General features: G+C 55.7%; 23 protein-coding genes and 1 pseudogene. 9 read left to right on the top strand and 15 right to left on the bottom strand.

Annotation, left to right across the window (positions count from 1 at the left end):
* Positions 1-20: 20 nt before the first annotated feature.
* A protein-coding gene (locus tag M6E97_RS11665) for an IS3-like element IS222 family transposase (RefSeq protein WP_087920907.1) occupies positions 21-1,183 on the bottom strand; the annotation gives its coding sequence in 2 pieces (ribosomal slippage) (positions 21-928 and positions 928-1,183; 1,164 coding nt in all).
* Positions 1,184-1,990: 807 nt separating this feature from the next.
* Positions 1,991-3,070, bottom strand: a complete 1,080-nt coding sequence (locus M6E97_RS11660) for a hypothetical protein (protein WP_124123651.1) — start codon at positions 3,068-3,070, stop codon at positions 1,991-1,993.
* A 1,179-nt stretch (positions 3,071-4,249) separates the two neighbouring features.
* Between M6E97_RS11660 and M6E97_RS11655 the strand changes: the two genes are divergently transcribed.
* From M6E97_RS11655 to M6E97_RS11645, 3 genes are read left to right on the top strand one after another with little or no spacing between them, the layout of a single operon-like run.
* The gene (locus tag M6E97_RS11655; RefSeq protein ID WP_049310678.1) at positions 4,250-6,157 is read left to right on the top strand and encodes a Mu transposase C-terminal domain-containing protein; all 1,908 of its coding nucleotides are present in this window, start codon (positions 4,250-4,252) and stop codon (positions 6,155-6,157) included.
* A 9-nt stretch (positions 6,158-6,166) separates the two neighbouring features.
* Positions 6,167-7,108, top strand: a complete 942-nt coding sequence (locus M6E97_RS11650; protein WP_049310677.1) for an ATP-binding protein — start codon at positions 6,167-6,169, stop codon at positions 7,106-7,108.
* A complete protein-coding gene (locus tag M6E97_RS11645; protein WP_023100477.1) occupies positions 7,105-8,436 on the top strand; it encodes a hypothetical protein in 1,332 nt (443 codons plus the stop codon). Before M6E97_RS11650 ends, M6E97_RS11645 begins: the two co-directional genes overlap by 4 nt.
* Before the next feature lie 252 nt (positions 8,437-8,688).
* Here M6E97_RS11645 and M6E97_RS11640 read toward each other — a convergent pair whose 3' ends face one another.
* Positions 8,689-9,786, bottom strand: coding sequence for a site-specific integrase (locus tag M6E97_RS11640; RefSeq protein WP_370691832.1), 1,098 nt, complete (start codon positions 9,784-9,786; stop codon positions 8,689-8,691).
* A gap of 78 nt (positions 9,787-9,864) precedes the next feature.
* On the opposite strand from M6E97_RS11640, the gene M6E97_RS11635 reads away from it, so the two are divergent.
* Positions 9,865-10,755 carry a DNA-binding protein gene (locus tag M6E97_RS11635; protein ID WP_023100474.1) on the top strand — a complete coding sequence of 297 codons (891 nt, stop codon included), beginning with the start codon at positions 9,865-9,867 and terminating at the stop codon, positions 10,753-10,755.
* A 43-nt stretch (positions 10,756-10,798) separates the two neighbouring features.
* Here the strand turns inward: M6E97_RS11635 and M6E97_RS11630 are convergent, their stop codons facing one another.
* Both M6E97_RS11630 and M6E97_RS11625 read right to left on the bottom strand, forming a co-directional pair.
* Positions 10,799-11,017, bottom strand: coding sequence for a hypothetical protein (locus tag M6E97_RS11630; RefSeq protein ID WP_023100473.1), 219 nt, complete (start codon positions 11,015-11,017; stop codon positions 10,799-10,801).
* A gap of 71 nt (positions 11,018-11,088) precedes the next feature.
* Entirely contained in the window at positions 11,089-11,547 is a 459-nt protein-coding gene (locus M6E97_RS11625) for a hypothetical protein (protein WP_023100472.1), read from the bottom strand.
* 86 nt (positions 11,548-11,633) lie between these two features.
* On the opposite strand from M6E97_RS11625, the gene M6E97_RS11620 reads away from it, so the two are divergent.
* Positions 11,634-11,924 (top strand): helix-turn-helix domain-containing protein, encoded by a 291-nt coding sequence (locus tag M6E97_RS11620; protein WP_023100471.1) that lies wholly within the window; start codon positions 11,634-11,636, stop codon positions 11,922-11,924.
* Positions 11,925-12,076: 152 nt separating this feature from the next.
* Here M6E97_RS11620 and M6E97_RS11615 read toward each other — a convergent pair whose 3' ends face one another.
* The 5 genes and pseudogenes from M6E97_RS11615 to M6E97_RS11595 all read right to left on the bottom strand — a co-directional run bounded on the left by M6E97_RS11615 (position 12,077) and on the right by M6E97_RS11595 (position 15,500).
* Positions 12,077-12,505: a DUF6088 family protein gene (locus M6E97_RS11615; protein ID WP_267262740.1), complete on the bottom strand. Its 429-nt coding sequence runs from the start codon at positions 12,503-12,505 to the stop codon at positions 12,077-12,079.
* Between the two features lie 106 nt (positions 12,506-12,611).
* Positions 12,612-13,592, bottom strand: coding sequence for an IS5-like element ISPst7 family transposase (locus M6E97_RS11610; RefSeq protein WP_014595514.1), 981 nt, complete (start codon positions 13,590-13,592; stop codon positions 12,612-12,614).
* 40 nt (positions 13,593-13,632) lie between these two features.
* Positions 13,633-13,884, bottom strand: coding sequence for a DUF6088 family protein (locus M6E97_RS11605; protein WP_267262550.1), 252 nt, complete (start codon positions 13,882-13,884; stop codon positions 13,633-13,635).
* Positions 13,885-14,333: 449 nt separating this feature from the next.
* Positions 14,334-14,492: pseudogene (locus M6E97_RS11600) on the bottom strand (transposase); the annotation flags it as partial.
* A 45-nt stretch (positions 14,493-14,537) separates the two neighbouring features.
* Positions 14,538-15,500 (bottom strand): DNA-binding protein, encoded by a 963-nt coding sequence (locus tag M6E97_RS11595; protein WP_049310675.1) that lies wholly within the window; start codon positions 15,498-15,500, stop codon positions 14,538-14,540.
* Positions 15,501-15,680: 180 nt separating this feature from the next.
* Between M6E97_RS11595 and M6E97_RS11590 the strand changes: the two genes are divergently transcribed.
* From M6E97_RS11590 to M6E97_RS11575, 4 genes are all read left to right on the top strand, one after another.
* Positions 15,681-16,646, top strand: a complete 966-nt coding sequence (locus M6E97_RS11590; RefSeq protein ID WP_049310674.1) for a site-specific integrase — start codon at positions 15,681-15,683, stop codon at positions 16,644-16,646.
* 216 nt (positions 16,647-16,862) lie between these two features.
* Entirely contained in the window at positions 16,863-17,807 is a 945-nt protein-coding gene (locus M6E97_RS11585) for a chromate resistance protein ChrB domain-containing protein (protein WP_049310672.1), read from the top strand.
* Positions 17,800-19,161: a chromate efflux transporter gene (gene chrA, locus M6E97_RS11580; protein WP_049310670.1), complete on the top strand. Its 1,362-nt coding sequence runs from the start codon at positions 17,800-17,802 to the stop codon at positions 19,159-19,161. The genes M6E97_RS11585 and chrA overlap by 8 nt, the downstream gene beginning before the upstream one ends.
* 64 nt (positions 19,162-19,225) lie before the next feature.
* Positions 19,226-19,678 (top strand): chromate resistance protein ChrB domain-containing protein, encoded by a 453-nt coding sequence (locus tag M6E97_RS11575; protein WP_049310668.1) that lies wholly within the window; start codon positions 19,226-19,228, stop codon positions 19,676-19,678.
* Between the two features lie 22 nt (positions 19,679-19,700).
* Here the strand turns inward: M6E97_RS11575 and M6E97_RS11570 are convergent, their stop codons facing one another.
* From M6E97_RS11570 to M6E97_RS11550, 5 genes are all read right to left on the bottom strand, one after another.
* Positions 19,701-19,835 (bottom strand): YHYH domain-containing protein, encoded by a 135-nt coding sequence (locus M6E97_RS11570; protein WP_134281593.1) that lies wholly within the window; start codon positions 19,833-19,835, stop codon positions 19,701-19,703.
* 108 nt (positions 19,836-19,943) lie between these two features.
* Positions 19,944-20,651, bottom strand: a complete 708-nt coding sequence (locus M6E97_RS11565; RefSeq protein WP_071534423.1) for a TraX family protein — start codon at positions 20,649-20,651, stop codon at positions 19,944-19,946.
* Positions 20,648-21,088, bottom strand: coding sequence for a YqaA family protein (locus tag M6E97_RS11560; RefSeq protein ID WP_049310666.1), 441 nt, complete (start codon positions 21,086-21,088; stop codon positions 20,648-20,650). Before M6E97_RS11560 ends, M6E97_RS11565 begins: the two co-directional genes overlap by 4 nt.
* 9 nt (positions 21,089-21,097) lie before the next feature.
* A complete protein-coding gene (locus tag M6E97_RS11555) occupies positions 21,098-22,225 on the bottom strand; it encodes a nickel/cobalt efflux protein RcnA (RefSeq protein WP_049310665.1) in 1,128 nt (375 codons plus the stop codon).
* Between the two features lie 8 nt (positions 22,226-22,233).
* Positions 22,234-22,521, bottom strand: a complete 288-nt coding sequence (locus M6E97_RS11550; RefSeq protein WP_049310664.1) for a metal-sensing transcriptional repressor — start codon at positions 22,519-22,521, stop codon at positions 22,234-22,236.
* Between the last annotated feature and the right edge of the window lie 69 nt (positions 22,522-22,590).

Below are 22,590 nucleotides of genomic sequence, written 5' to 3'. Positions count from 1 at the left end.
CTATGGTTGCCTTGTAGTGGTCAACCCATCCCGGACAGTGGGTTGAGTTTTTCTTCGGCCACCGCAGGTGGTAACCCGTCGTTGAATTGATGCGGCCTGATCCAGTTGTAGCGGTGCATCAAGTAATGACTGATGTCCCGTTGGGCCTCCTGCGCCGTCAGGTAACCCGTTGACGGGACCCACTCCGACTTCAGACTGCGGAACAGGCGCTCCATCGGCGAGTTATCCCAGCAATTCCCACGACGGCTCATGCTCTGCTGCATCCGATAGCGCCAGAGCCGTTGCCGAAACAGGCGGCTGGCGTACTGGCTGCCCTGGTCTGAATGGAACAGCACCTGCTGTGGCCTGCCGCGCTGTTCGTAGGCCATGTCCAGGGCCTTGATCACCAGTTCGGCATCCGGCTTGGCCGAGAACGCCCAGCCGATCACCCGCCGGGTATGCAGATCCAGCACCGCGGCCAGGTAGTGCCAACGGCCTTGCGCCCAGACGTAGGTGATGTCGCCACACCACACCTGATTGGGATGCTCGGTCGCGAATTTGCGGTTCAGCCGATTCGGGATATCCGGCCGCTCAACCGTGGCCTGTTTGTAGGCGTGCGAGCCCGGTTGCTTGCTGACCAGGCCCAGCTCACGCATCAACCGACGCACTCGGAAACGGCCGATGGTCACGCCCTCTTCGCGCAGCATGCCCAGAATGCTGCGGCTGCCGGCCGAGCCCCGACTCTGGCTGAACAACTGGTTGACTTGGCTGCGTAGCGCCACGCGGCGAGCATCGACACGCCGCCGTCGAAGACGGTGGACGTAGTAGCAAGACCGCGCCACATCGAAAGCTGAACAGACCACTTCCACCGACTCCTGCTCACTCAACTGGTCTATCAGCGCGTACGATCGAGTTCGTCCGACATCAAGAGAGCGGTAGCCTTTTTTAATATCGCTTTCTCCCGCTCCAATCGGTTGATCCGGGCTTCCAGCTCCTGGATCTTTTGCTGCTCAGGCGTCAACGCCTTGCTCTTCGGGGTCACACCCTGGCGCTCCGCCTCGAGCTGCTTCACCCAACGGCGCAAGGCCGAATCCACCACCCCCAGCGAACGGCAGGCGTCGATATGGCTGTAGCCTTGGTCCAACACCAGGGCCGCGGCCTCTCGTTTGAACTCGGCGGAAAACGTACGTCGTTGCTTGCTCATCAGACACCTCTCTCACGGCGAGGATTCTCGCCTAAATCGGTGTCCGGGATCAGTAGACCACTACACCTGCTCGTTTCATCTTCGAATAGAAAGATGAGTCCCGCCAGAGCACTTTTTGAATATTCAATGCAGGACGGTGCTTGCTGCAGCAGCGCCGTCATCGTCAATGGAACATACCTACAATTTCATCTTCATGTCATGTTCCGGTTTCGACCCAAGACAGCGGACGTCGTCCCAATGCATTCAACGTCGATCTATCCATTCGACTGTTGATTGCCAATCCATTGTCCAGACGGAGTGCCAGAGCAGCCGGCAGGCTGCGAATATGCAGCATAGATGGACCGTCATGGCTGCGGGACATTCAGCGTGAGGATGAGTATTTGCTCATGACGGGCTCGTATCGGCGATACAGCATTTCATGCAGTGGGCTCCGTGCAGAGGCGGTACCGAAGATCGGCAGCAGGCATCTTGTGCGGGTGCTGCCGGATCTGTCCGGGATTTGACCTGCACAGCGAGCCGTCGAGGGATGGGATTCGAGTTAAAGGCTTCAAACCATGCATGGAGGAGAACGGCGCGCAAAAGATCGAGGGCTTGATAAACGATGCATTCAATTTAACTTATAGGCGATGTATTTCGTTCATGAACCTCTTAAAGGATCAAGTCATGAAACTCGCGCATCAGCTCATCTCCGCGGCGAGGGTCTAACTGGCTGTTGTTCGATCACCAGAGCCGGCTGACTCACATCAATGTCAGTGAGACTGGCAGAACCTGATCCTTAATTGAGCAGCCTGAAACCTCGCTTGCAAACTACCACTCCAGGACATAGACGGGGAGATCCTCTGCGGCAGATCGTGCAGGCGAGACGTCTTCCCCATTTGCCTTTATGACGCTGGCACCATGGCAATCTGCATGGAGAACGAATTGCGTGGCCGCGATATTTGAACTCTCGAGCCCTGTGCTTGCAGACATGAGGATTTGAATATCTACCGGCGAAGGAGGGTGGCATATTTTCTTGCACCACACCTGCAAGGCAGCAAAATTATGATCTACACACAATTCGACGCCGTATTTTATTCCAGCGGACTCGAAAATCGGGCTGGCTTCGCCTGGCATGAATAGAAAAGGCTCCTGCCTATCGGCTTTCGACATATCGGTATCGGTACTATCCTGAGCCTCGAAGATTTTGTCGTAACGATGAATGATCGTCGCGCTCTTGAGCACCAAACATGTGTTCTTGGCTATTTTCAATCCTGCCGCATGCTGGCCGCTCTTTGGTGAAGCCTGCTCGAGATCGTATGTCTGTCCATATTTAAGATCCTTATATTGATTTTTGTAGGAAGATAAATGCAGGTCGGGTACGACCCCGCGGTAGTCGAGCGGCGTATCGATCGAGCGCTGGTATCGCTCCAGGTATTTATTCATGTCGCGGGACGCTTCCGGGCCGCGCTCACGTTGCGGCTGTGCAAGTGACTTACGGAATATCTTCACGGCTGAGCGCATCCTCGTTTTGAACCATCCAGCACTACCTGGAATTATCATCAGGTTTGGAAAGCGAAGACTGAGGAATACAAGCTGCGCCCTGATTAGTTCAAATTGCGTTTCCGTCATGAAATGGCTAGGAATGTCCTTGTTTGCTGTAAACAGGTATTCAGGGGCAATGAACAGGTAATTGACGCTTTTATTTCTTGCTGTATGAACGCTGACGCTTTGTGGTGTTATCGCGGGTGGCTGAGCCCCTAGATAAGATACCGTTTCCCCATCCGCAAGGGTCATCATCGTAGTCCAGGCACTCTGTATTGCAACAGTCAGGCTTGCAAACCTTGCGTCTGGCGTAGCCGCATGATTTTTCGTATTGACCGACCAGATGGCAACTATCAGCTTTGGCATGATTACGCTCTGTCCATGACACAGAAACGAAGCGTAGCTGAAAAAACATTCTGAGCAGCCCGGAAGTAATGCGAAGTAAATATTTAAAAAGCTAGAAAAATGTAAAGTGATTGATTATCAGTAGGTTGCCGATGATATCTAGATTTTCACAAGAATATTATCTGTCATTGACTGAGAACTTTGAAGCTATGACAGAGCGTACATGGCAGAAAGTTGCTAATGCAGTTTGGTTATAAATAATATCTTCTCTATATCATCTAATAACTCCTGCAGGCCAAGCTGACCACGGCGCTCCACGCTTCATTGACTAAAGAGAAGGAGGTTTTCCATCGCAGGTTTAAGGCATTTATGAGGCAGATATCGCTCCTGCTGATGATAGGCGTCGCTGGGGCTGCTTCCTGCTTCAGCAAGCGCACGTCTGCTGAGTTGAATCAAGTCAAGATGGTAGCTATGCTAAAGAAATGGACTATTTGGAATGCCCCGAACATAAGGAATTGAGATAAGGATCAGCATATCCACAACCCATCACGGGGGTGGTTATGCCTAAAAAAAGTAAAACCTCATATTTTACAAAGCGCGGCAACTATTTCGGAAACCTATGGGCAACCTATAGTACCAAGGCAGGGTGCGTACTATTGCTAGGTAGCGACCGCCAATTAGCTCACTGGCTTTTGAAGCTAGAATTCTCTCCTCTCATAAAAAACTTCAACTTCGAACCAGGATCCAAGTCGCTTGGTGCTTCTAGCACACTTGGCTTCATAGACTATCATGTCGAAGTTCAGCCGGTGAACGGGCCGATTGAACTGCATTTTCTACGAGTCAGCGGATTCTCTGATAATTATGCGGAGAAGTCGAGTGCTGCCGAAAGTATGAAATACAAGTACGTTGAGTATAATGATGAGCATTGGATAGCAGACAAGTCTAAGATTTTTACCCTACTGAGGGCTGCGAGCTTTCTTAGCGCTGGACGACATTTGTATGTGCCCACAGGTCTCATTGAGGAATCCAAGCGATATATTCATCTCGCAAAAAAAGGAAATTTACGGGCATTTCTTTCAGCAGTTTATGTTTACGATAGAAACTTGTGCTTGCTAGTTTTCTGTCGGATGTATTCCGCAAGATTAATAGATGTTAGCTTTGAAGATAATTTTTTCTCATTGAACACATGGTGGTGGTTGAATGAAGAATAAAATATCCAGAGAGCGATTGAGCAGTGTTGGATTCGAGAAGGTCGACCCATCGTTATTAGAGCCTGCAATTAGAGAAAGCTTCGTGCGGCGCCAGCACGCAATCGAGTTAAAACTTGATGGCCTGACAGGCGCAGAAATACACCGAATAACGGGGCTTCCTGAGAGCGAAATCACGAGATTCTTCAAAAGATATACAGCACTCACGGAAGAGGGGATTTTTTGGGGCGAGTCTGCCTTAATTCCCCAGAGCCGTATCGTATCGTATCAACGAAGGAAGCCTCTTGAAAAAAAAGGAAGCGAACAAAAAGGCGGGATGTCTGGCGCGCTAAGCTATACCTTGGCGAAGTTTCCAACTATTTCAGAAAAATTTAAGGCGGCGGTTTTTCGAACAGACCTTGAATATGCTTGCGGCAGCCGTTACGACAAAAGGCAATTGTGTAACATTTTTTATGATATCTGCGCTGCAGCTGGTCTTACTGCCGAAGATTGGCCTTTTAACCAAGCTCGGGGAGCTCGCCGGACGATTACGAGATATATAGATAAGCTTCTAAACGATGACTTTCAAAGAGCCGCGCTTGCAACCGGAGGCTCAATAGCCCTAATTCATAGCAAGGTCGGAACTGGATACAGTCCGTTTCTTGAGAGTTGCGATGTGTATGACCTTATTGAAATTGACTCCTATCATGTAGATGCTTTCTTTGTACTTAATATTAGTGGCGATAAGCGTACCAAGACTAAAGACGTCATAAGCCGTATCTGGTTAATGGCGGCAATCTGTAGGAGAAGCAATGCTATTCTGGCGACCAAGTTTGTATTCGCTAGCGAAGTAAGATCGCAGGATCTGGTGGATTTAATATGTGAGGCCTACGTCGGTGGCTGGGCGCCCCGCGAAATCCTCAATGTTAAGGATCTTCGGTATAGCGAGTTATCAGGCATGCCCTGCTACTCCGTGCCGAAGCTACGCCATCATATCTGGGGCGGAATTTGCTTAGACAATGCTATGCAGCACCATGCAAATAAAGTTTATGAATTAGCCCTGCACAGCCTTGGTTTCTCCATCAACTTTGGGCCTTTAGGGCAACCGGCTCGCAGACCCCATATTGAAAGACTTTTCAAACGCATAGCTACCAAGGTAATGCACCAACTTCCATCTACCACAGGAAGCTCCCCAGCCGACGGACGGGCTGATGCCCCTGAGAAGGCTGCGATCCGCTACCAGATAGATGTTGACGATGCACTTGAAGTCATGGACGTTTATACCGCAAATTATAATGGAACACCTCAAGGCGGGATGAATAAAGCGAATAGTCCCCTTGATATACTCAGGGACTATTGTGCTAATGATGATCTCCTGATCCCAGCCACACCAGAGAGTTATATAAATAGCGTATCATTGGGGAGCTCTACTCGAGAAGTTAAGGTTACCGGAAGTATAAAGCACGGTATCCGACCGCGAATAAAACTAGACCAGGCCATATATACAAGTACGGAACTGGCAAATTCTCCGCATCTAATAGGGAAAAAATTAACCATTCGGATAAAGCCGCACGATTACCGTTACGTAGAAGCTTATATAGATGACGGAATATACTTAGGCATGCTAACTGTAGAGGCCTCTTGGCGCCATATCGCTCATAGCGTCACCACTAGAAAACTAGTAAACCGGGCCTTAGCAAAAAAAGAATTTCAAATCGCGGAAGGCCAACACCCGGTGCTTGCGTGGCAAAAACACCTGATTGCCAACGCGAGTCCAGCGAACGCTCGCGAATTAAAGCGGCTGCAAGAAGAGCGTTGTGATACCAGTCAGCTAATACCTAAGGGGCAGGTAGAAATAGTACCTGAGCAACCAAGTAATTCTGTCTCCGAACGTTGGAGATTTCTAGATATCTTCAATTGAGAGAAGCCTATGGATTTCCTGCACCCTCTTCTCAGCACTGAATATCAGTTAAATACCCCTACCTTAATGTCAGTTGTGCAGAATGCCTGTTTCAAAGTGCTGATGCGTAAAACCGGTGTTGTGTTCACTGGTGAGCCTCGGATAGGGAAGACTCGATGCTGCGAAGCCCTTGTTCACGAAATACCAAAAAAATTTCACAACGTTTACGCCTTCATGATTGCGGCGACAAATAAAGATATACACCCACAGTATTCATCAATAGTCCATCAATTGATAGAGATGGAGGAAATTAGACCCAGCACCCGCACTACATTCATTCAACGTCAAGCTATGTTGATCGAAAGACTGAAAATAAGAGCTGCAGCTAACAACGCAAAACAAATAGTAATGCTTATAGACGAGCTGCAAAGACTATCTGCTGGTGATTTTAACCAGCTTGCTGATTTGTATAACAAATTGCGAGCTTGCAATATCACCTTGACGGTAGTCTCCTTTGCCATGCCTTCAATTGAAAAGAGAGTGGTGGAGTTTCTTTCGAATGATGACAGACATATAATCGGACGCTTCTTAAGCGACATAAGACCGCTATATGGTGTCACTAATCAAAAACAACTATGCACTATACTATCCCTCTACGACACGGACAGTCCATTTCCCGACAATCCTCGCGATAGCTTTACCAAAGATTTACTGCCTAAGGCTTATGCTAGTAACTTTAGGCTAGCTGATTTATCAGAAGACATTTGGCGAGAAATGTCTCGCGTCGCAAGTGGTAAATACGTCAATAACTTGCCAATGCAGCATTTGACGCAAACCATTGCATATTTATTCTTGATTCTTAGTCATGAGGACTGCTCGACGCTAGTCGTGGCGGTAGACTTAATAGAGGAGGCAGTCAGGGAAAGTAATTTTCAGGAATTCTGCCGAAGCATTAATGGGGGAGGCCAATGAACGATCTTTTCTACCCTGTTCCTGAGCCGATGCCCTATGAATCAATATTATCCATTTATTTGAAGTTGTCGCATGCGAATTTCATGGGGCTACCTTCTCTTGGCCGGGTTCTAGGGAATGAATGCTTGAATATGCGCCGCATTTGGCAATGGTTTCAGCCGGACTCTATTGATACTATAAAGTTAAAGTTCCCAGAATTGGAAAAACACTTACCCTGGAACTATGCGCCCTTTGAGGGTCTAGCTGATCTGGGCAGAGGCATCGTCTTCTGCCCCTATTGCATTCGTTTCGGTTATCACTCTGTATTTAATTTGGTAGAATGGCATAAGGTGTGTGTTTTGCATAAGTGCCACTTACTAGTAGCATGTTCGCTTTGCAGTGATAATTATCTGCGAGGCTTTCAAGCTAGTAAACCGATTCCTCAGATCACAAGTCGTTGTCGAGAGTGCGGATTCTACGATATAGGTTTGGTGAGAGAGATTAAGATGCGCCGAAGTAAAGGGTTGGATAGTGCTTTGCAGCACTTTGGTGAAGCCCAGGCCTCGTGGTATACCCAAGTTAAAAAAACTCATAAGGAAGGGTCTATCCATGGCGCGTATTATTATAAATTTTCGGGTTGTCGACAGGGTTTCACAGCTCCTTTCGAACGCGCTTTTAGAATGCAGAGCCCAGAGAGAATTGCCAAAATACGCCGCGATGACCAGCCGATAGCTTGGGTGAAACTTCCAAGCTTCTCTGAGGCAGGATCTTGGGGAAAATATGAATGTCGTATCGATAATATACAAGAGGCATGCGAACGCTTGGAGTCTTCATACTTATCAGGTCATCGTTCATGCGTAGCTAGTATTAATACCGTAACTGGTTATTCGGACGGGACAGAGAAAAAAGCTAAATTGTGCCCAGTTGCCTTGGCCTACATACTGTTGCGTCTAAAGCTTGCCTACCTAAATTGGCCTGTGCCTGGAAGTATATCAGCTCTTTCCTCAGGGTTCGCATACGCTGAGGATGTAATTCCATTACTAAGCCCAGAATGGAATTATCGTGAACTACGTGTGGCATATCTATCGATCTTAGGAAGATTGCAGCTCCAAGTGTCCGAAGGTAAGGAGTTTTTAATCTTGTGCCGGTTTGGAATTTCTTTACCGTGGCGCTACCGTTCGCTAGATTTCATTCGCAAATCTTCATATGGCTTCAGAACGTTGTGCCGAACTCCAACCTGTACCTTAGAAATTTATCGCGATGGTTTTGGTGGCCCTCTACTGATAAGACCTGATAGCGATAGCAGTGAGAGCGAAACTACAACGGTGATTGAGAGACTTGTTATCTGATCGTGGCGGTGAATATAGAGTCTCGCCGATCAAGGCATTTAGCGTGAGGGGTCAATCAAACGGTTGATGCTCAAGCAGTCGTGCAGCGTGTGCGTTACAATGTCTGCTCGGTGAGGGCAATTAATTCATATTCAAGCTCGTACAGCGTAAGCTCGCCCAGCGTGGGTTTACTGGGAAAGGCGTACTAGCAAGTGTGGAAGCTTGCCCGGTTGCCACGGTGTAGGTCACCTTTAGATTTGTCTTGCGCTCTCACTATTTTCCGTTACTACTTTCAGCTTTCAGCAGCTGGGTTGCGCTGCTATTGAGGAGCAGTCCGGTCTGAAAATAGCCCATCACTGTGGCGACGCCGCGGTGCTCGGTCATTGCCATCACCTCGCCCAGCGGTACGCCCTGACGCCCTGCCTCGGTGACGAAACCTGAGCGCAGGCTGTGCGCGGCCCAATCGCCGTCCAGACCCGCCAGCTGGGCGCGGCGCTGGACAATCCGTGCCACCTGATCGGCTGACAGGCCTTGGGTGCCTACCTTGCCGCCCCTATACATTCGACGGAACAGCGGTCCGGATTCGGCTGGCGCAACTTCCAGCCAGGCGGCCAGGGCTCGTGCAGCCGGCCCGCGTAGAGGTTTGTCGCGGCGCAGCCCGCCAGTGTCGGTTTTTGTCGTGCCCAGTGCGTAGAGCCAGGTATCAGCATCCAATCGGCGTACATCACCGACCTGCAAGCCGACCACTTCGGAGCGCCGACGGCCACCGCCACTCCAGGCTAGGAGGAGGAGCGCGCGGTCACGCTGGCCACGCACGCCATCGGTGCAGGTAGCAAGCATGGCTTCCAGAGGTTCGCGCATTACCGCAGTTTTCTTGCGCACAGACACTCCCTGCCTGACCTGGGCCTTGCCCGCGTCGCGCAGCAGCGTTTTCACCGACGCCATCTCGGTCGGGCTAGGCCAGTTGTTCAGGTCATGCCACTTGGCGAGCACCGCCAGACGATGGCGCACCGTGCTGTAACTCAGGGCGCCGAGCTTGCCTTTGACGCCTGCGTCGACCAGCGCGGCATCCAACGCCGGCGGCAGTAGGTGAGTCCAGTTTCCGTCTGTCGGACGCGCCAGATGATCAAGGATGAACTGCACTGCCACCGTGTCGGCTAGCGGCCCCGCTTCCAACGTATAGCCATAGCGCAGTTGCAGCCAGCCAGCCCAATAGGCGAGGGCGCTGCGGTAACTGCGCACGGTATTGGCGGCGGTGCCGGCGGCAACGAACGCTGCCGCGGCGGAACGGGCCTCTGCATTGAGGTGATGGACGGCTAGCAGACCGCAGTCACTAGATGTTGATATTGACGTATTATTCATTACGTTCAACGTATTAAATATTCGATTTAAATTAAATTAGGTCGGATAACGTTCTTTTATCAGACCTAATATAGCGAGGAGCTGGCGATGGCGGTAGGCGTACCGGAAACCGAAGTATTCGCCGCGGCGGATGCGGTGCTGGAGCGTGGCGAGCGGCCGACGGTGGAGCGGGTGCGCCAGGAACTGGGGCGCGGCAGCCCGGCGCGGGTCGGCGCCTTGCTAGACCAGTGGTGGGAACGCCTGGCTCAGCGCCTGCGTGGCGAAACACGCTTGCCAGCGCTGCCGACGGAGATCTCGCAGGCCTTTGTCGCAGTCTGGCAACAGGCCATGCTCTTGGCGGAGGGCGTTGCCGAGCAGGCGCTGGCCGAACACCGCGCCGTGATAGAAGCCGAGCGGCTCCAAGCGGCCACAGTCGAGGATGAGGCACGACAATTGATAGCTAAGGCCAGGCAGCAGGTAGCTGCCGCGCAAGCAGCTCAGCATACTGCCGAGACCCGTCTAGCCGACTTGGAGCTGCTGCTGGTACAGCAGCAGACACAACTGGCGGACCAAAAAAGCCGCTGCACTGAGCTTGCCGAGGAGCGCAGAGTAGCGTTGCAGGAGGTGACCGTGCTGCGCCAGGAGTTGCAGGTCGCGCAGCAGCAGCTGATCCAAGAGCGTGATGCCGCAACGACTTACCTGCGCGGTACCGAAGATCGTGCCCACCGCGAGGTCGATCGAGCTCGTGAGGAAAGTAGGGTAACCGCCGCTCAACTCAAGACCGTGACAAGGCAACACGGCCAGTTGCGCCAGCGCCTAGACACAGTGTTGTCTCAACTTCTCGAGGCGCAACAGGTCGCTGCCGCTGAGAAGGCACGGGCCAGCACACTAGAGCAACAGCTGGTGAAACCTCCCCGAGCCAGGCGCGCAAAGGCTAAGCCGACCAAGTCGAAGTCCAACACGGCTGCTCAAGCCGAGACTCGCGGCTCCGGGCATTAGTACTGGCTCCTCTAGGACCCTGATTCGTCTGGTGGCTATGCTTTCACCTTGTCCCGGAGTCCATGTGCTCAACCAATTCGTCAATTCGGTCTGGAACGCGGGGAGTCTTGCTCAACACAATACAGCGGGTAGTGCCGACATACTCTTCGATGAGATAGAGGCTATCGCCGACCTCAACTCCCATTACTTGGAGGATATCGTCCGGAATCCGGATGGCGCCATCGCCGTCCCAGTCTTGAATCACTACCTGAGTTGCATTCATCTTACGATACCTCTGAGGTAGAGCAGACGCCCCTACATTGACGGGCCACCTCTGTCGTTGCGAAATTCCCTCTAAGCATTGATGTCACTCCGCCGAAGATGCATCTCGGCCGAAAAAATAACGTCGGTGACGATCAGTGCGTCCAGGTTCCTCCGGTGATGCATTGAGTAGCTGACGCCATTGGCGACTTTATAGAGGTAGCCCGGATCTCCGGAGGGCCCATCTCGAACGACGCACACTTCTTTCAGTGGTTCCATCAGCCACCTTGAGTGGCCGTTGACGTGTGCCGGTGTGACCAGCTGCACTTCTTCCGCCCAGGCCAGGTTCGACTGGTCGTCAATGATCTTTTTTAGATCATGGGCGTGATTAACCATCAGCATGCTTCGGTAGGCCTGACGGCCGTGGCGCCGAACGATTTGCAGGTAGAACCAAGGCCAGCTGATTTCCTGCTCAACATAGCTCCACAGCTGGGTGGTGGTGCCCTCTGCGGTATCCAAGTGGATCTCCGCACTCCGATAGGTCGTGAACATAGCCCTTCACCTGAAAATGAATCCTATAGATTGTAGCCCTATAGTGTTCGTAAAGGCTTCATCGATCCTTTTTCAGGATCGGCAAAATGGAGCTGAGCACAGCATTCGGACTGGTACTTAAAAGGTTGCGCAAGCAGCAGGGCCTTACCCAGGAAGACTTTTCTAGCGTCAGTAGCCGAACCTACCTGAGCAGTCTGGAGCGCGGCATCAAGGGGCCGACCATCGAGAAGGTCGATCAACTCGCCAGTGTGCTGGATGTCCACCCGGCAACCATCCTAGCCGCCGCCTATCTGATCAAAGAAAGCGGAGTAGCGCGACGTGACCTTGTTCAGCGGATTGAGACAGAGCTGAAGCGCTTTGAGAATATGAATCATTAATAATGCGACTGTAGCCGATGAGGCATTCGATAGGATTTGAAATTGAGCGCAATCCCTGAACACGATAAAACCCTTTCGAATATTACTTGTGAGATCTGCCGGCAAAGTGCTCGGGTGGAAGGTTTTGTCCGCAGCACGGTGTTCCTAGGGCGCTAGCCCTGGCGGTCATTAAGCTCCAACGCTCTTCGCATCCATCGAGGCATTTTGCAGGTCATCAGGGTGATTTGGTCTGCAGGTTTGAGTGCGTTTTGGATGGCTGTAATGCATCCTGCAGTTGCCCCCTCTTTGCCTAGATAAAACAGGGCACTGATTGCTGTCCCAACTTCGGTTCCGGCATGCTGCATAACGAATGGCGGGGCATGTATCAGGCGGACCTCACCTTTCCCGAACTGGTATGATCGACTTGGCCCACTGGTGTAGTAAATCGGGACCAATGGCATCTGGGTGCTGAGACCAAACATTCGTACAGCATTGGCGCCGTGAATTTGGAGGGTTTGACGGTTCTGCCTAGCAATCAACTTCACAATTTCCCAAGCACTAGGGATGGTCTGAAGTAGCCATGCATTTCCGGCTGACTTCAGCCTCCGCCGATTTTGAAAGCGGCAAACCGATCAAAAACGATCAGATAACCAGCTCATTTCGGTGTTTCTAGCCGCCGAGAACACCTCGCGGCGGCCATTTCCTGCATTACAGGCGCACCTCTCCTGCATTGGTCAGCAAATGTCGGCGTGCCATCCACAGGTTCGACAACGCGAACAGCGTCACCAGTTGCGCAGTATTCTTGGCCAAGCCACGGAAGCGCGTCTTCACATAACCGAACTGCCGCTTGATCACCCTAAACGGGTGCTCAACCTTGGCCCGTACCTGAGCCTTGGCTTTCTCGATCTTGCGTCTGGCTTTGTACAGCGCGCTGCTCTTGCCCAGCTTTTTGTAAGTGCTGCGCCGTGCTGCCACCTGCCAAATCACTTCGCGGCCATCATGCTCGGCACGCTTCTCGACGCCGGTATAACCCGCATCGGCGCAGACCACGTTTTCCTCGCCATGCAGCAACTTGTCGACCTGGGTGACGTCCGCCACGTTAGCCGCCGTACCTACCACGCTATGCACCAGGCCCGATTCGTCATCGACGCCGATGTGGGCCTTCATGCCAAAGTAATACTGGTTGCCCTTCTTGGTCTGGTGCATCTCTGGGTCGCGCTTGCCGTCTTTGTTCTTGGTCGAACTCGGCGCATTGATCAGCGTGGCATCGACGATGGTGCCTTGGCGCAGCGACAGGCCACGGTCACCCAGGTAGCCATTGATCACGGCCAGGATGCCAGCAGCCAGTTCGTGTTTCTCCAGCAGGCGACGGAAGTTGAGGATGGTGGTTTCGTCGGGGATACGCTCCAGGCTCAGCCCCGCGAACTGCCGCAGGATGGTGGTCTCGTACAGTGCCTCCTCCATCGCTGGATCGCTATAACCGAACCAGTTTTGCATTAGATGAACCCGCAGCATTGCCATCAACGGGTACGCCGGACGGCCACCTTCACCCTTGGGGTAATGCGGCTCGATCAGGGCAATCAACCCCTTCCACGGCACCACCCGATCCATCTCGATCAGGAACAGCTCTTTGCGGGTCTGCTTGCGCTTGCCGGCGTACTCGGCATCGGCGAAGGTCATCTGCTTCATCAGAAAACTCGGTGGGTGGCGTTCGGCTATTTTGCCAAAATCAGAAAGTCTTTTTCAGACTGTCCCTAGGCCGGTACCGCGTCACATACAGACTAGGTTTGGGGCGCATGTAGATGCCTCGATGTAGCCTCTCTAGTTCGCCTCTGTTGATCAGCAGCGCTATTGCCTTGTAAACGGCATTGCGTGTTCCAATTTGCGCAAAGCGCCTGATTGAGAACGGATGTCCTTTCGGTAGACGCTTGACCCGCTGAGCAATTCGGATAGATGTCGATTGAGATTTATTACTCGGCATTGCGGTTTCCACGTGTAGCGTGTGACCTCTATTGCAACTGCAACCTCCAGCGGTTGAGGCCGAATAGCGATTCGTCCATTTTTCAGCCTATCGCAATATTTGCGAAGCAAGCCAGGGTAAAAGGTGAAAGAGGGTGGATAGCGACAATCTCGACCACCAGCTCACCATTTGCGATAGCTGTGCTCGAGGTGGCCGTTGACGACAAAGGGGCAGTGCGCGTGCTGAGCGTGGACATGGCCATTGGCTGCGGCCCGCAGATCAATCCGGGCGGATCCGCGCTCAGCTTGAAGGTGGCACCATCATGGGTCTAAGCTTGGCACTGGGCAGCGAGATTACGTCCCCCAAGGCACGGCTCAGAGCAATTTCCATGACTCTTGAAGTATTCGGCCAGAACGCGTCGCCGCGGGTGATCCGTACCTTGGTAGTTGTACCGTCTGTAATGGACCCTAAGCGGTTACTGTGCCTGGCTGTGCTTCTCGAACCCAGCGTGTGAGCAGGTTCGGAGCCACACCAATCTCCAGGGCAACTTGTCGACAGCTCGCCCCTGAACGACGAACCAACTCGATGGCTTCCCGCTTGAATTCAGGACTGTATTTCTTGCGCTTCATGAACACTCCTTCAGCTCGGTATGAGCTTACTCGAAAGTGTCCGTGCTAACGGGGTAGAACCCGTTGCGCGCTGGCTTCAGCCAGGCGCTCCTGCAGGCTCTGCGCTTGCTGCGCCTGAATTGAGGAGGCTTCACCAAGTCGGATCACTTCCTCCTGCAAGGCGTGACAGCGTTGCTCCAGGGCTTCATTCGTACGTTCAATGCCGGCCAATGTACTTTGGGCGATCTCCAGGGCCTGAGTCCTCTGAGCGAGAAGCTGTTGCTGTGCATGCTGATCCTTCTGCAGCTGCCGCGCCTCGGCGAGCAGGCGCGCGTTGTCGCGGTTCAGTTGGGTCAGCTCATCCTGCTTGACGATCAGGGTCTGCTGTAGCTGCCGCAGCTCCAGTTGCAGTTGTTGCAGCTGCGACTCGTGCCGGCGCTGCTCATGCTCACGCTGTTCCTTGCTGGCCTGGCGATAGTGCTCCAGAGCATCACGGGCGTGCTGATGCTTGTCCTCCAGCGAACGGATCTGCCCGTCGCGGTCTTGCAGGCGCGCTTCCTGGTCGTGGTTGGCTTGCTGCAGGCGGGCATTCTCGACCTCGGCCTGTTGGCGTAGCTGTTGCTCCTGCTGCAGTGCTTGCTGGGCATTCTGGAGCTGTTCCGTGAGACCAGAGCACTGACCCTCCAACTGCTGGATGCGGCTTTCGGCTTGCCGAACCTGGTTTTGGTAGTCGAGTCGTTCACGTGCCAGTTGCTCGCGCTCCTGGGCCACGGCGGCCTGTGCTTCCTCTTTTAGCTGATCCGCTAACTGGCCCACCAGGTTGGCCAACTGCTCGCTGAGCGGCAGTACGACGGTACTCCGGCCGGAGTCAGCGTCCTCGAGCTCTTTCAGGTAGCGGTGAATGGTGGTTTTCGAGCCGGTATTGCCCAGCTCGACCCGTATTGCGTCGATGCTGGGATTTTCACCACGCGCCAGAATGGTCTGGCGGGCTTTCTGAACCAGCGCCTTGTTGATGCCGCCGCGGGCCATGGTCTGCTCCTACGATTTCGTAATGTATTACATACCATGTATTTACATTCTAAATCATCATGAAGTAAAGCAAGAATTGAAGGATTATTTCAGATAGAATAATAGAGTGTTATTTAATGAGATGGGCAAAAACGGCTGCTTCGTGGTCGTTTCCCAGTACACAAAGGGCACACTCGGGCGATGAAGGACGTCGAGCGCTATCTGCAAGCCGGCACACGGGAAAACACCCGCCGCAGCTACCAGTCAGCCGTCGAACATTTCGAGGTGACCTGGGGTGGCTTCCTGCCCGCTACCGGCGATAGCATCGTGCGCTACCTGGTGGACTACGCCGATACCTTGAGCTTCAGCACGCTCAAACAGCGCCTGGCCGCCCTGGCCCAGTGGCATATCACCCAGGGTTTTCCTGATCCGACCAAGACGCCCACGGTGCGCCAGGTGCTCAAGGGCATCCGCACCCTGCATCCGGCGCAAACCAAGCAGGCAGCCCCGCTACAGCTACAACATCTGGAGCAGGCGGTTCAGTGGCTGAATCAGGAAGCCGAACGCGCTCGGCAATCGGGCGACTTGGCAAGCCTGCTACGCAGCCGGCGTGACGCAGCGTTGTTGCTGATCGGCTTCTGGCGGGGTTTTCGCAGCGACGAACTCTGTCGCCTGCAGGTCGAGCATATCCAGGCCGAGGCCGGTGCCGGTATGAGTCTGTTCTTGCCGCAGAGCAAGGGGGATCGGGAAAACCTGGGCACGACCCATTACGCGCCGGCCCTGAAGCGCCTCTGCCCGGTACAGGCCTACCTCGACTGGATCAGTGTCGCCGGCATGGCACGCGGGGCCGTGTTCCGCCGCCTGGATCGTTGGGGACACTTGAGCGATGACGCCCTGCATCCTGGCAGCCTGATCAGCTTGTTGCGGCACATCCTGCAGCGCACCGGAGTTCCGGCCGAGCTGTACACCAGCCATTCGCTGCGCCGTGGCTTCGCCACCTGGGCCACGGCCAACGGCTGGGATCTCAAGGCCCTGATGACCTATGTGGGCTGGAAGGACATCAAGTCGGCCATGCGCTACATCGACCCCGCCATTTCCTTTGGCGGATTGGCAGCAAAGCCCGCCCCTGGCGTCAAGGAGGATGCGGGGCAACTGCTTATCCCGTAGCGCTAACGCAAGCGCGACGGGCTCCTACAGGTCCGACATCTCCAGTCCAAAGGTGTCGTATCGGTCAGTACCCTCCATAGCTGCTGTGAAACCTCAAGAGCAGAGCCATAAGCCCAGCATGCAGCAGTGCCTGCTCAGTTCCAGATTTTGGGGCTTCTCAAATGAGCTGGTTAAGATTAGTGTAGAGATTAAGACTAATTTTGTTCTTTGGACTACATGAATAGCTGGTTAACCCTTGTCATCGGCCTTCCCACTGCCAACGCCACCACGCGCATGCGGGCGTGGCGGGCCCTGAAAGCCAGCGGTGCCGCCGTGCTGCGCGACGGCGTGTACCTGTTGCCCAACAACGAGTCGTGCCTTGAAGCACTGTCAGCCGTCGAGCGCGATATTCTCTCGATCAATGGCACGGCCTTTCTGCTCCCCATCGATGATCCGCAAGGTGCCCGTTTCATCGAGCTGTTCGACCGTAGCGAGGACTACGCCAAGCTGCGCGTCGAGATCGAGGCATGCCAAGCCCAGTTGACCCCGGACAATGCCCTCGCCAGCACCAAGCAGGTACGCAAGCTGCGCAAGGCGTTTACCCAGGTGGCGTCCATCGACTTCTTCCCTACTGCGGTTCGGCAACAGACCGACACGGCGCTGAAAGTGCTGGAAACGGCCATCAGCCGGGCGCTGTCGCAGGATGAGCCGAGAAGTCAGGATCAGCCCATCGAGCAGCTCGACCGGAGCGACTACCAAGGCCGCCTCTGGGCCACCCGCAAGCGCCCTTGGGTCGATCGTCTGGCCAGTGCCTGGCTGATCCGACGCTGCATCGATCCGGACGCCACCATCCTCTGGCTGGCAGCGCCAGGAGACTGCCCCGCCGATGCGCTGGGTTTCGACTTCGACGGCGCAACCTTCAGCCATGTCGGTAACCGCGTCACCTTCGAGACCCTGCAAGCCAGCTTCGCTCTGGACGAGCCTGGCCTGAATCGCGTCGCGGCCCTGGTGCACTACCTGGATGTCGGCGGCGTTCAGCCTCCCGAGGCCTCTGGCATCGAGCGGGTTCTGGCGGGGCTGCGCGAAACCATTACCAATGACGACCACCTGCTGACTGCGGCCTGCGCCATCTTCGATGGACTACTGGCAGCTTTCGAGAAAGAAGAGAAAGCCGATGAGTGAGACCACCACTACCGCCGCGCAGGATCTGCCGCGTACCGAGTCCGTCAGTTTGTTCCAGGCCTTGCTGTTCTGGCTCAAGATGGGATTCATCAGCTTTGGCGGCCCAGCCGGGCAGATTTCGATCCTGCACCAGGAGCTGGTCGAGCGCCGGCGCTGGATATCCGAACGGCGTTTCCTCCATGCCCTCAACTACTGCATGCTTTTGCCTGGCCCGGAGGCCCAGCAGTTGGCCACCTATATCGGCTGGCTGCTGCATCGCACCTGGGGTGGCGTGATCGCCGGGGTGCTGTTCGTGCTGCCCTCGCTGTTTATCCTGATCGCGTTGTCCTGGGTGTACATTGCCTTCGGCGACGTCCCGCTGGTGGCAGGGATCTTCTACGGCATCAAGCCGGCGGTCACGGCCATCGTCGTGCAGGCGGCCCATCGCATCGGCTCACGGGCGCTGCAGAACAATTGGTTATGGGCCATCGCCGCAGCCTCCTTCGTCGCCATCTTCGCCCTCAATATGCCTTTCCCGCTGATCGTGCTCGGCGCTGCGCTGCTCGGCTTCGTCGGTGGCCGCTTGGCGCCCGATAAATTCCGTGTCGGCGGCGGCCATGCCGCCGCCGGGAAGTCGTTCGGCCCGGCGCTGATCGACGATGACACGCCTACGCCGGAGCATGCGCGCTTTCGCTGGTCGCGCCTGGCATTGCTGCTGGTGGTCGGTGCGCTGCTATGGCTACTGCCCATGGGCCTGTTGACCGTCGCCTTCGGCTGGGACGGCACCCTGACCCAGATGAGCTGGTTCTTTACCAAAGCCGCACTGCTCACCTTCGGCGGCGCTTATGCGGTGCTGCCCTACGTCTACCAGGGGGCCATCGGCCATTACGGCTGGCTGACCCCGACGCAGATGATCGACGGCCTGGCCCTGGGGGAAAGCACGCCGGGTCCGTTGATCATGGTGGTGGCCTTCGTCGCCTTCGTGGGTGCCTATGTGCAGCAGGTGTTCGGTGCCGAGCAGGCCTTTCTCGCCGGTGCTGTGGCGGCCACCCTGGTCACCTGGTTCACCTTCCTGCCGTCGTTCCTGTTCATCCTCGCCGGCGGGCCGCTGGTGGAGTCCACCCACAACGAGCTGAAGTTCACCGCGCCACTGACCGGCATCACCGCTGCTGTGGTGGGGGTGATCTTCAATCTGGCGCTGTTCTTCGGTTACCACGTGCTCTGGCCGGAAGGTTTCGTCGGACGCTTCGACTGGCCTTCGGCATTGATCGCCCTGGCGGCGGCCATTGCCCTGTTCCGCTACAAGCGGAGCGTTATCCAGGTCTTGCTCGGCTGCGCGCTGGCTGGGCTGGCAGCGTATTGGCTACAGAACTGAGAGGCGGCCGTCGTGACGCCGGCCAGCCCACCCACAACCTGGCCGAACAGGCGGGAGGTGCTACATGAAGTGGATAACCCGGGAACGACCGAAGATCGACCGTATCGCCTGCCCCTGGTTGATCGCCCGGTTCATCGATCACGAGGCGGAGTTTCTCTACGTGCCCAGCAACGAGGTGCTGGGCCGGGCTCAGGAGCTGGACGCCACGCCCTACGACATTCCAGGCGTCGAGCTATCTCACGTGGGGGAGCTGTGCAGCTTCGACGCGTTCCTGAAGAAGTACCGGCTGGACGAACCGGCGCTTCAGCAGTTGGCCGCGATAGTGCGCGGTGCCGATACCTCCCGCCTCGACCTGGCGCCGCAGTCGGCCGGGTTGTACGCCATTTCCTTGGGGCTGTCGCACCACTTCGCCGATGACCACGAGATGCTCAGCCATGGCCTGGTGATGTACGACGCGCTTTACGCCTGGTGCAAGAACTGCCAGGGCGAATCGCACAACTGGCCGCCACAGATGTGAGGCGGCCAGGTTCATGTACCACTCAGTGGCAGTGGTAGTCGCCAGTCTTGTGGTTGCGGTGGCAGCCTTTCGAGTCGGTACCGCCGCTGTGGGCGAGCGCAGACACGGAAGTCAGGGCAATTATGGCGGCGATCAGTGCGGCAGAAAGCTTCTTCATGTGGGCTCCTTTTTCGGCTTCTTCTTGTTCATGACATGGGGTCACGCAATCAAGTTATGGCAAAAGGCCTGCAATGAGCAAGGAGGCCTTGTCCGAACGGCCAGGGTTCTACAGCACCGGGCGGAACAGGGACAGCACGGCCATGTGACCGGGGTAAAAGAGATAGCCCCAACGTCTGACTGGCCAGACCCTCCAGTCGATCTTCATGCGCAACAGCCATAGGCCCAGCAGAGGAGCCATGAACTCCACCGTTATGCTGCCTCCCAAATCGTGGAGTTCCCAGCCTACGGCCCAGCGATTACGGCTGTTGGCCAGGACGCAGAGCGCTGCCGGCAATAGCCACCCTGGACCGGGGCGCTGTATGGCCAGTAGCAAGGCCGCAGGCAACAGTGCGCCAAAGACGCCGTACATCAGACGTTCATGCAACACGATCACCACGGCTAAGGTCATCACCCCGAGGAGCAAGCCATCGCGGCCACGGTGATGCACACCCCAGGCGATCAGCAGCCCCAGCATCAGGGTGGGCATGATGTTCAGCGTGCTGCTCTCGGTGGACAACAGGCGGTACGGCAGTTCGGAGAGGATGGAGAAGGCCAGGAGCCAGGCCAGGTAGCGAGCGTTGCCGTCGGTGTACAACTGGCCCGGACGTGAGCGGAAGACGTTGGCCGCGATGCCCAGGCAGAACAGTGGAAAGGCCAGCCGGCCAATCACGAACAGCCAGTCCGCCGCCTGCGGCCAGAGGTAGCGCAGGTGGTCCAGCACCATGGTCAGCATGGCCAACCATTTGACCAGATCCAGGTTGGCATCGCGTTTCACCAGGACACTCCCACGGTCAGGGCTGCCAACACCAAGTAGCGAGTGGCCTTGGCCAGCAGAACGATCAGCAGGAAACTCCAGAGCGGCTCACGCATGACGCCGGCGATCATGGTCAGCGGATCACCGATGACCGGCACCCAACTCAGCAATAGCGACCAGCGCCCGTAACGATGATAGGCCTGCTGCGCACGATCCAGCTTGTCGTCACTGACCGGAAACCAACGCTTGTTCCGGTAATGCTCGATGGAGCGCCCGAGCAGCCAGTTGACCACGGAGCCCAACACGTTGCCGGTCGTGGCCATCAGCAACAGTGCGGTAACGGAGTGATTGCCGGTCAGCAGCAGGCCGACTAGCACCGCCTCCGATTGCATGGGAAGCAGGGTGGCAGCGCCGAGGGCCGCGATGAACAGGCCGGCATAGGCGGACAGATCCCACACGTCGACTCCCTAGGCGGTCAGGCCAGCCCAACCATGCAGGCCGACATAGATGCCCACGGCAATGATCAGCGCACTGGAGAGGTAGGGCGCGCGGCGAGCGAGCTTGCCCAGCCAGGGCCAGCGATTAGATGCCTGGCGGGTGCCGATGGCCGCTGCGACGCCGACTGCGACCAGGGTCAGGGCGAGGCCGATGCTGAAGCACAACACCAGCACGGCGCCCAGTGCGACCTCCTTCACCTGCAGGCACAGCAGCAACACGGTGATGGCCGCCGGGCATGGGATCAGCCCGCCGGTGAGGCCGAACAACATCACCTGGCCCGTGGTGACATTGCGGTTGCTGAAGCGCCTGCGGATGTCGTTGGCATGAGCGCGCTCATGGGCGTCCTGGTAGCCCTCCAGGGACAGTTCCAGCTTCTCCAGCTCGGCATGGTCGTGGCTGTGGCCATGCTCGTGAAAGTCCAGGTCATAGTCATGGGAATGCCCCGCATGCCCCAGGCTCAGGCGTGCGGTGAACTGGTGGGGCTCGGGGATCGCATCTAGCGACTCCAGGTAATCGCCTCGATCCACGAAGCGAAACTGCCGAACCTGACCGTCGGCTCGGGTCGTGAGCACGCAGACCTCGTTAGCTGGCCAGGCACGGCCGCTAAATACACTTAGCCGCCAATGAGGTGGAACTCCGCCCTCGAAGATAGATAGCTCGACACGCCCATGGCCGGTATCGATACGGTGTGTTTCATCATGCTGGTGATGCTCGTGTGACTGCCCAGAATCCTCCTCGAAACGCCACATCTGCTCGCCACGCCAAGTGCGCCAGAGCATCCACAGCGCGATGGCAATGATGATGACGGCCGATGCCAACTGGAAGTAGGGTTCGGTGGTCTGCGCATCCAGGTTCTGGCCAAGGTACATCCCCCCCATCGCCACCATCCAGACGACAGCCGTGTGCGAAGCGGTGGCCGCCAGGCCCAGCAGTACCGCCTGCTTTACGGTGCCACGGATGGCGATGATGAAGGCCGCCATCATCGTCTTGGAATGCCCCGGCTCCAGGCCATGCAAGGCCCCGAGCAGGATGGCGCTGGGGAAATACAGCCAGGCGTGCGAAGCGCCTTGCTGCAACAGTTCAGCGAAGCTCGACATGGTAGGCCTTATAGGTACTTGGTGATCTGCTTGAACTCATCCAGCGGAGCACGCTCGCCGCTGGTCAGGGCAACGACGGTGTGCTCCAGGCAGTGATCGATGTGATCCTGGATCAGGGTGCGCTTGGCTTGGCAGACCGCTTTCTCCACCGCGTGCAACTGCTGGGCGATATCCACGCAGGCGCGGCCGTCCTCGATCATGGTGACGATACTGCGCAAATGCCCCTCGGCCCGCTTCAACCTTTTGACGATGTCACCATGACTTTGGTGCGTATGACCCTGTTCGTGCTTGCCCATTGGAGACCTCTCATGCAGGATAGCGCTGCCGCATCCTATCCCCCCGGGGGGGATATGGTCAAACAGCCA

This window comes from Pseudomonas sp. B111, from assembly GCF_026428275.1.
Taxonomy (GTDB): domain Bacteria; phylum Pseudomonadota; class Gammaproteobacteria; order Pseudomonadales; family Pseudomonadaceae; genus Pseudomonas; species Pseudomonas aeruginosa.
This window is presented reverse-complemented; position numbering and strand designations above follow the sequence as displayed.

Coding starts and splice junctions, on each gene's coding strand:
- M6E97_RS11570 (WP_134281593.1), bottom strand. CDS start 19,835: ATGAAGAAGCTTTCTGCCGCACTGATCGCCGCCATAATTGCCCTGACT.
- M6E97_RS11585 (WP_049310672.1), top strand. CDS start 16,863: ATGAATAGCTGGTTAACCCTTGTCATCGGCCTTCCCACTGCCAACGCC.
- M6E97_RS11660 (WP_124123651.1), bottom strand. CDS start 3,070: ATGCCAAAGCTGATAGTTGCCATCTGGTCGGTCAATACGAAAAATCAT.
- M6E97_RS11590 (WP_049310674.1), top strand. CDS start 15,681: ATGAAGGACGTCGAGCGCTATCTGCAAGCCGGCACACGGGAAAACACC.
- M6E97_RS11620 (WP_023100471.1), top strand. CDS start 11,634: ATGGAGCTGAGCACAGCATTCGGACTGGTACTTAAAAGGTTGCGCAAG.
- M6E97_RS11555 (WP_049310665.1), bottom strand. CDS start 22,225: ATGTCGAGCTTCGCTGAACTGTTGCAGCAAGGCGCTTCGCACGCCTGG.
- M6E97_RS11630 (WP_023100473.1), bottom strand. CDS start 11,017: ATGAATGCAACTCAGGTAGTGATTCAAGACTGGGACGGCGATGGCGCC.
- M6E97_RS11650 (WP_049310677.1), top strand. CDS start 6,167: ATGGATTTCCTGCACCCTCTTCTCAGCACTGAATATCAGTTAAATACC.
- M6E97_RS11625 (WP_023100472.1), bottom strand. CDS start 11,547: ATGTTCACGACCTATCGGAGTGCGGAGATCCACTTGGATACCGCAGAG.
- M6E97_RS11645 (WP_023100477.1), top strand. CDS start 7,105: ATGAACGATCTTTTCTACCCTGTTCCTGAGCCGATGCCCTATGAATCA.
- M6E97_RS11595 (WP_049310675.1), bottom strand. CDS start 15,500: ATGGCCCGCGGCGGCATCAACAAGGCGCTGGTTCAGAAAGCCCGCCAG.
- M6E97_RS11655 (WP_049310678.1), top strand. CDS start 4,250: ATGAAGAATAAAATATCCAGAGAGCGATTGAGCAGTGTTGGATTCGAG.
- M6E97_RS11610 (WP_014595514.1), bottom strand. CDS start 13,592: ATGAAGCAGATGACCTTCGCCGATGCCGAGTACGCCGGCAAGCGCAAG.
- M6E97_RS11635 (WP_023100474.1), top strand. CDS start 9,865: ATGGCGGTAGGCGTACCGGAAACCGAAGTATTCGCCGCGGCGGATGCG.
- chrA (WP_049310670.1), top strand. CDS start 17,800: ATGAGTGAGACCACCACTACCGCCGCGCAGGATCTGCCGCGTACCGAG.
- M6E97_RS11550 (WP_049310664.1), bottom strand. CDS start 22,521: ATGGGCAAGCACGAACAGGGTCATACGCACCAAAGTCATGGTGACATC.
- M6E97_RS11605 (WP_267262550.1), bottom strand. CDS start 13,884: ATGCCGAGTAATAAATCTCAATCGACATCTATCCGAATTGCTCAGCGG.
- M6E97_RS11575 (WP_049310668.1), top strand. CDS start 19,226: ATGAAGTGGATAACCCGGGAACGACCGAAGATCGACCGTATCGCCTGC.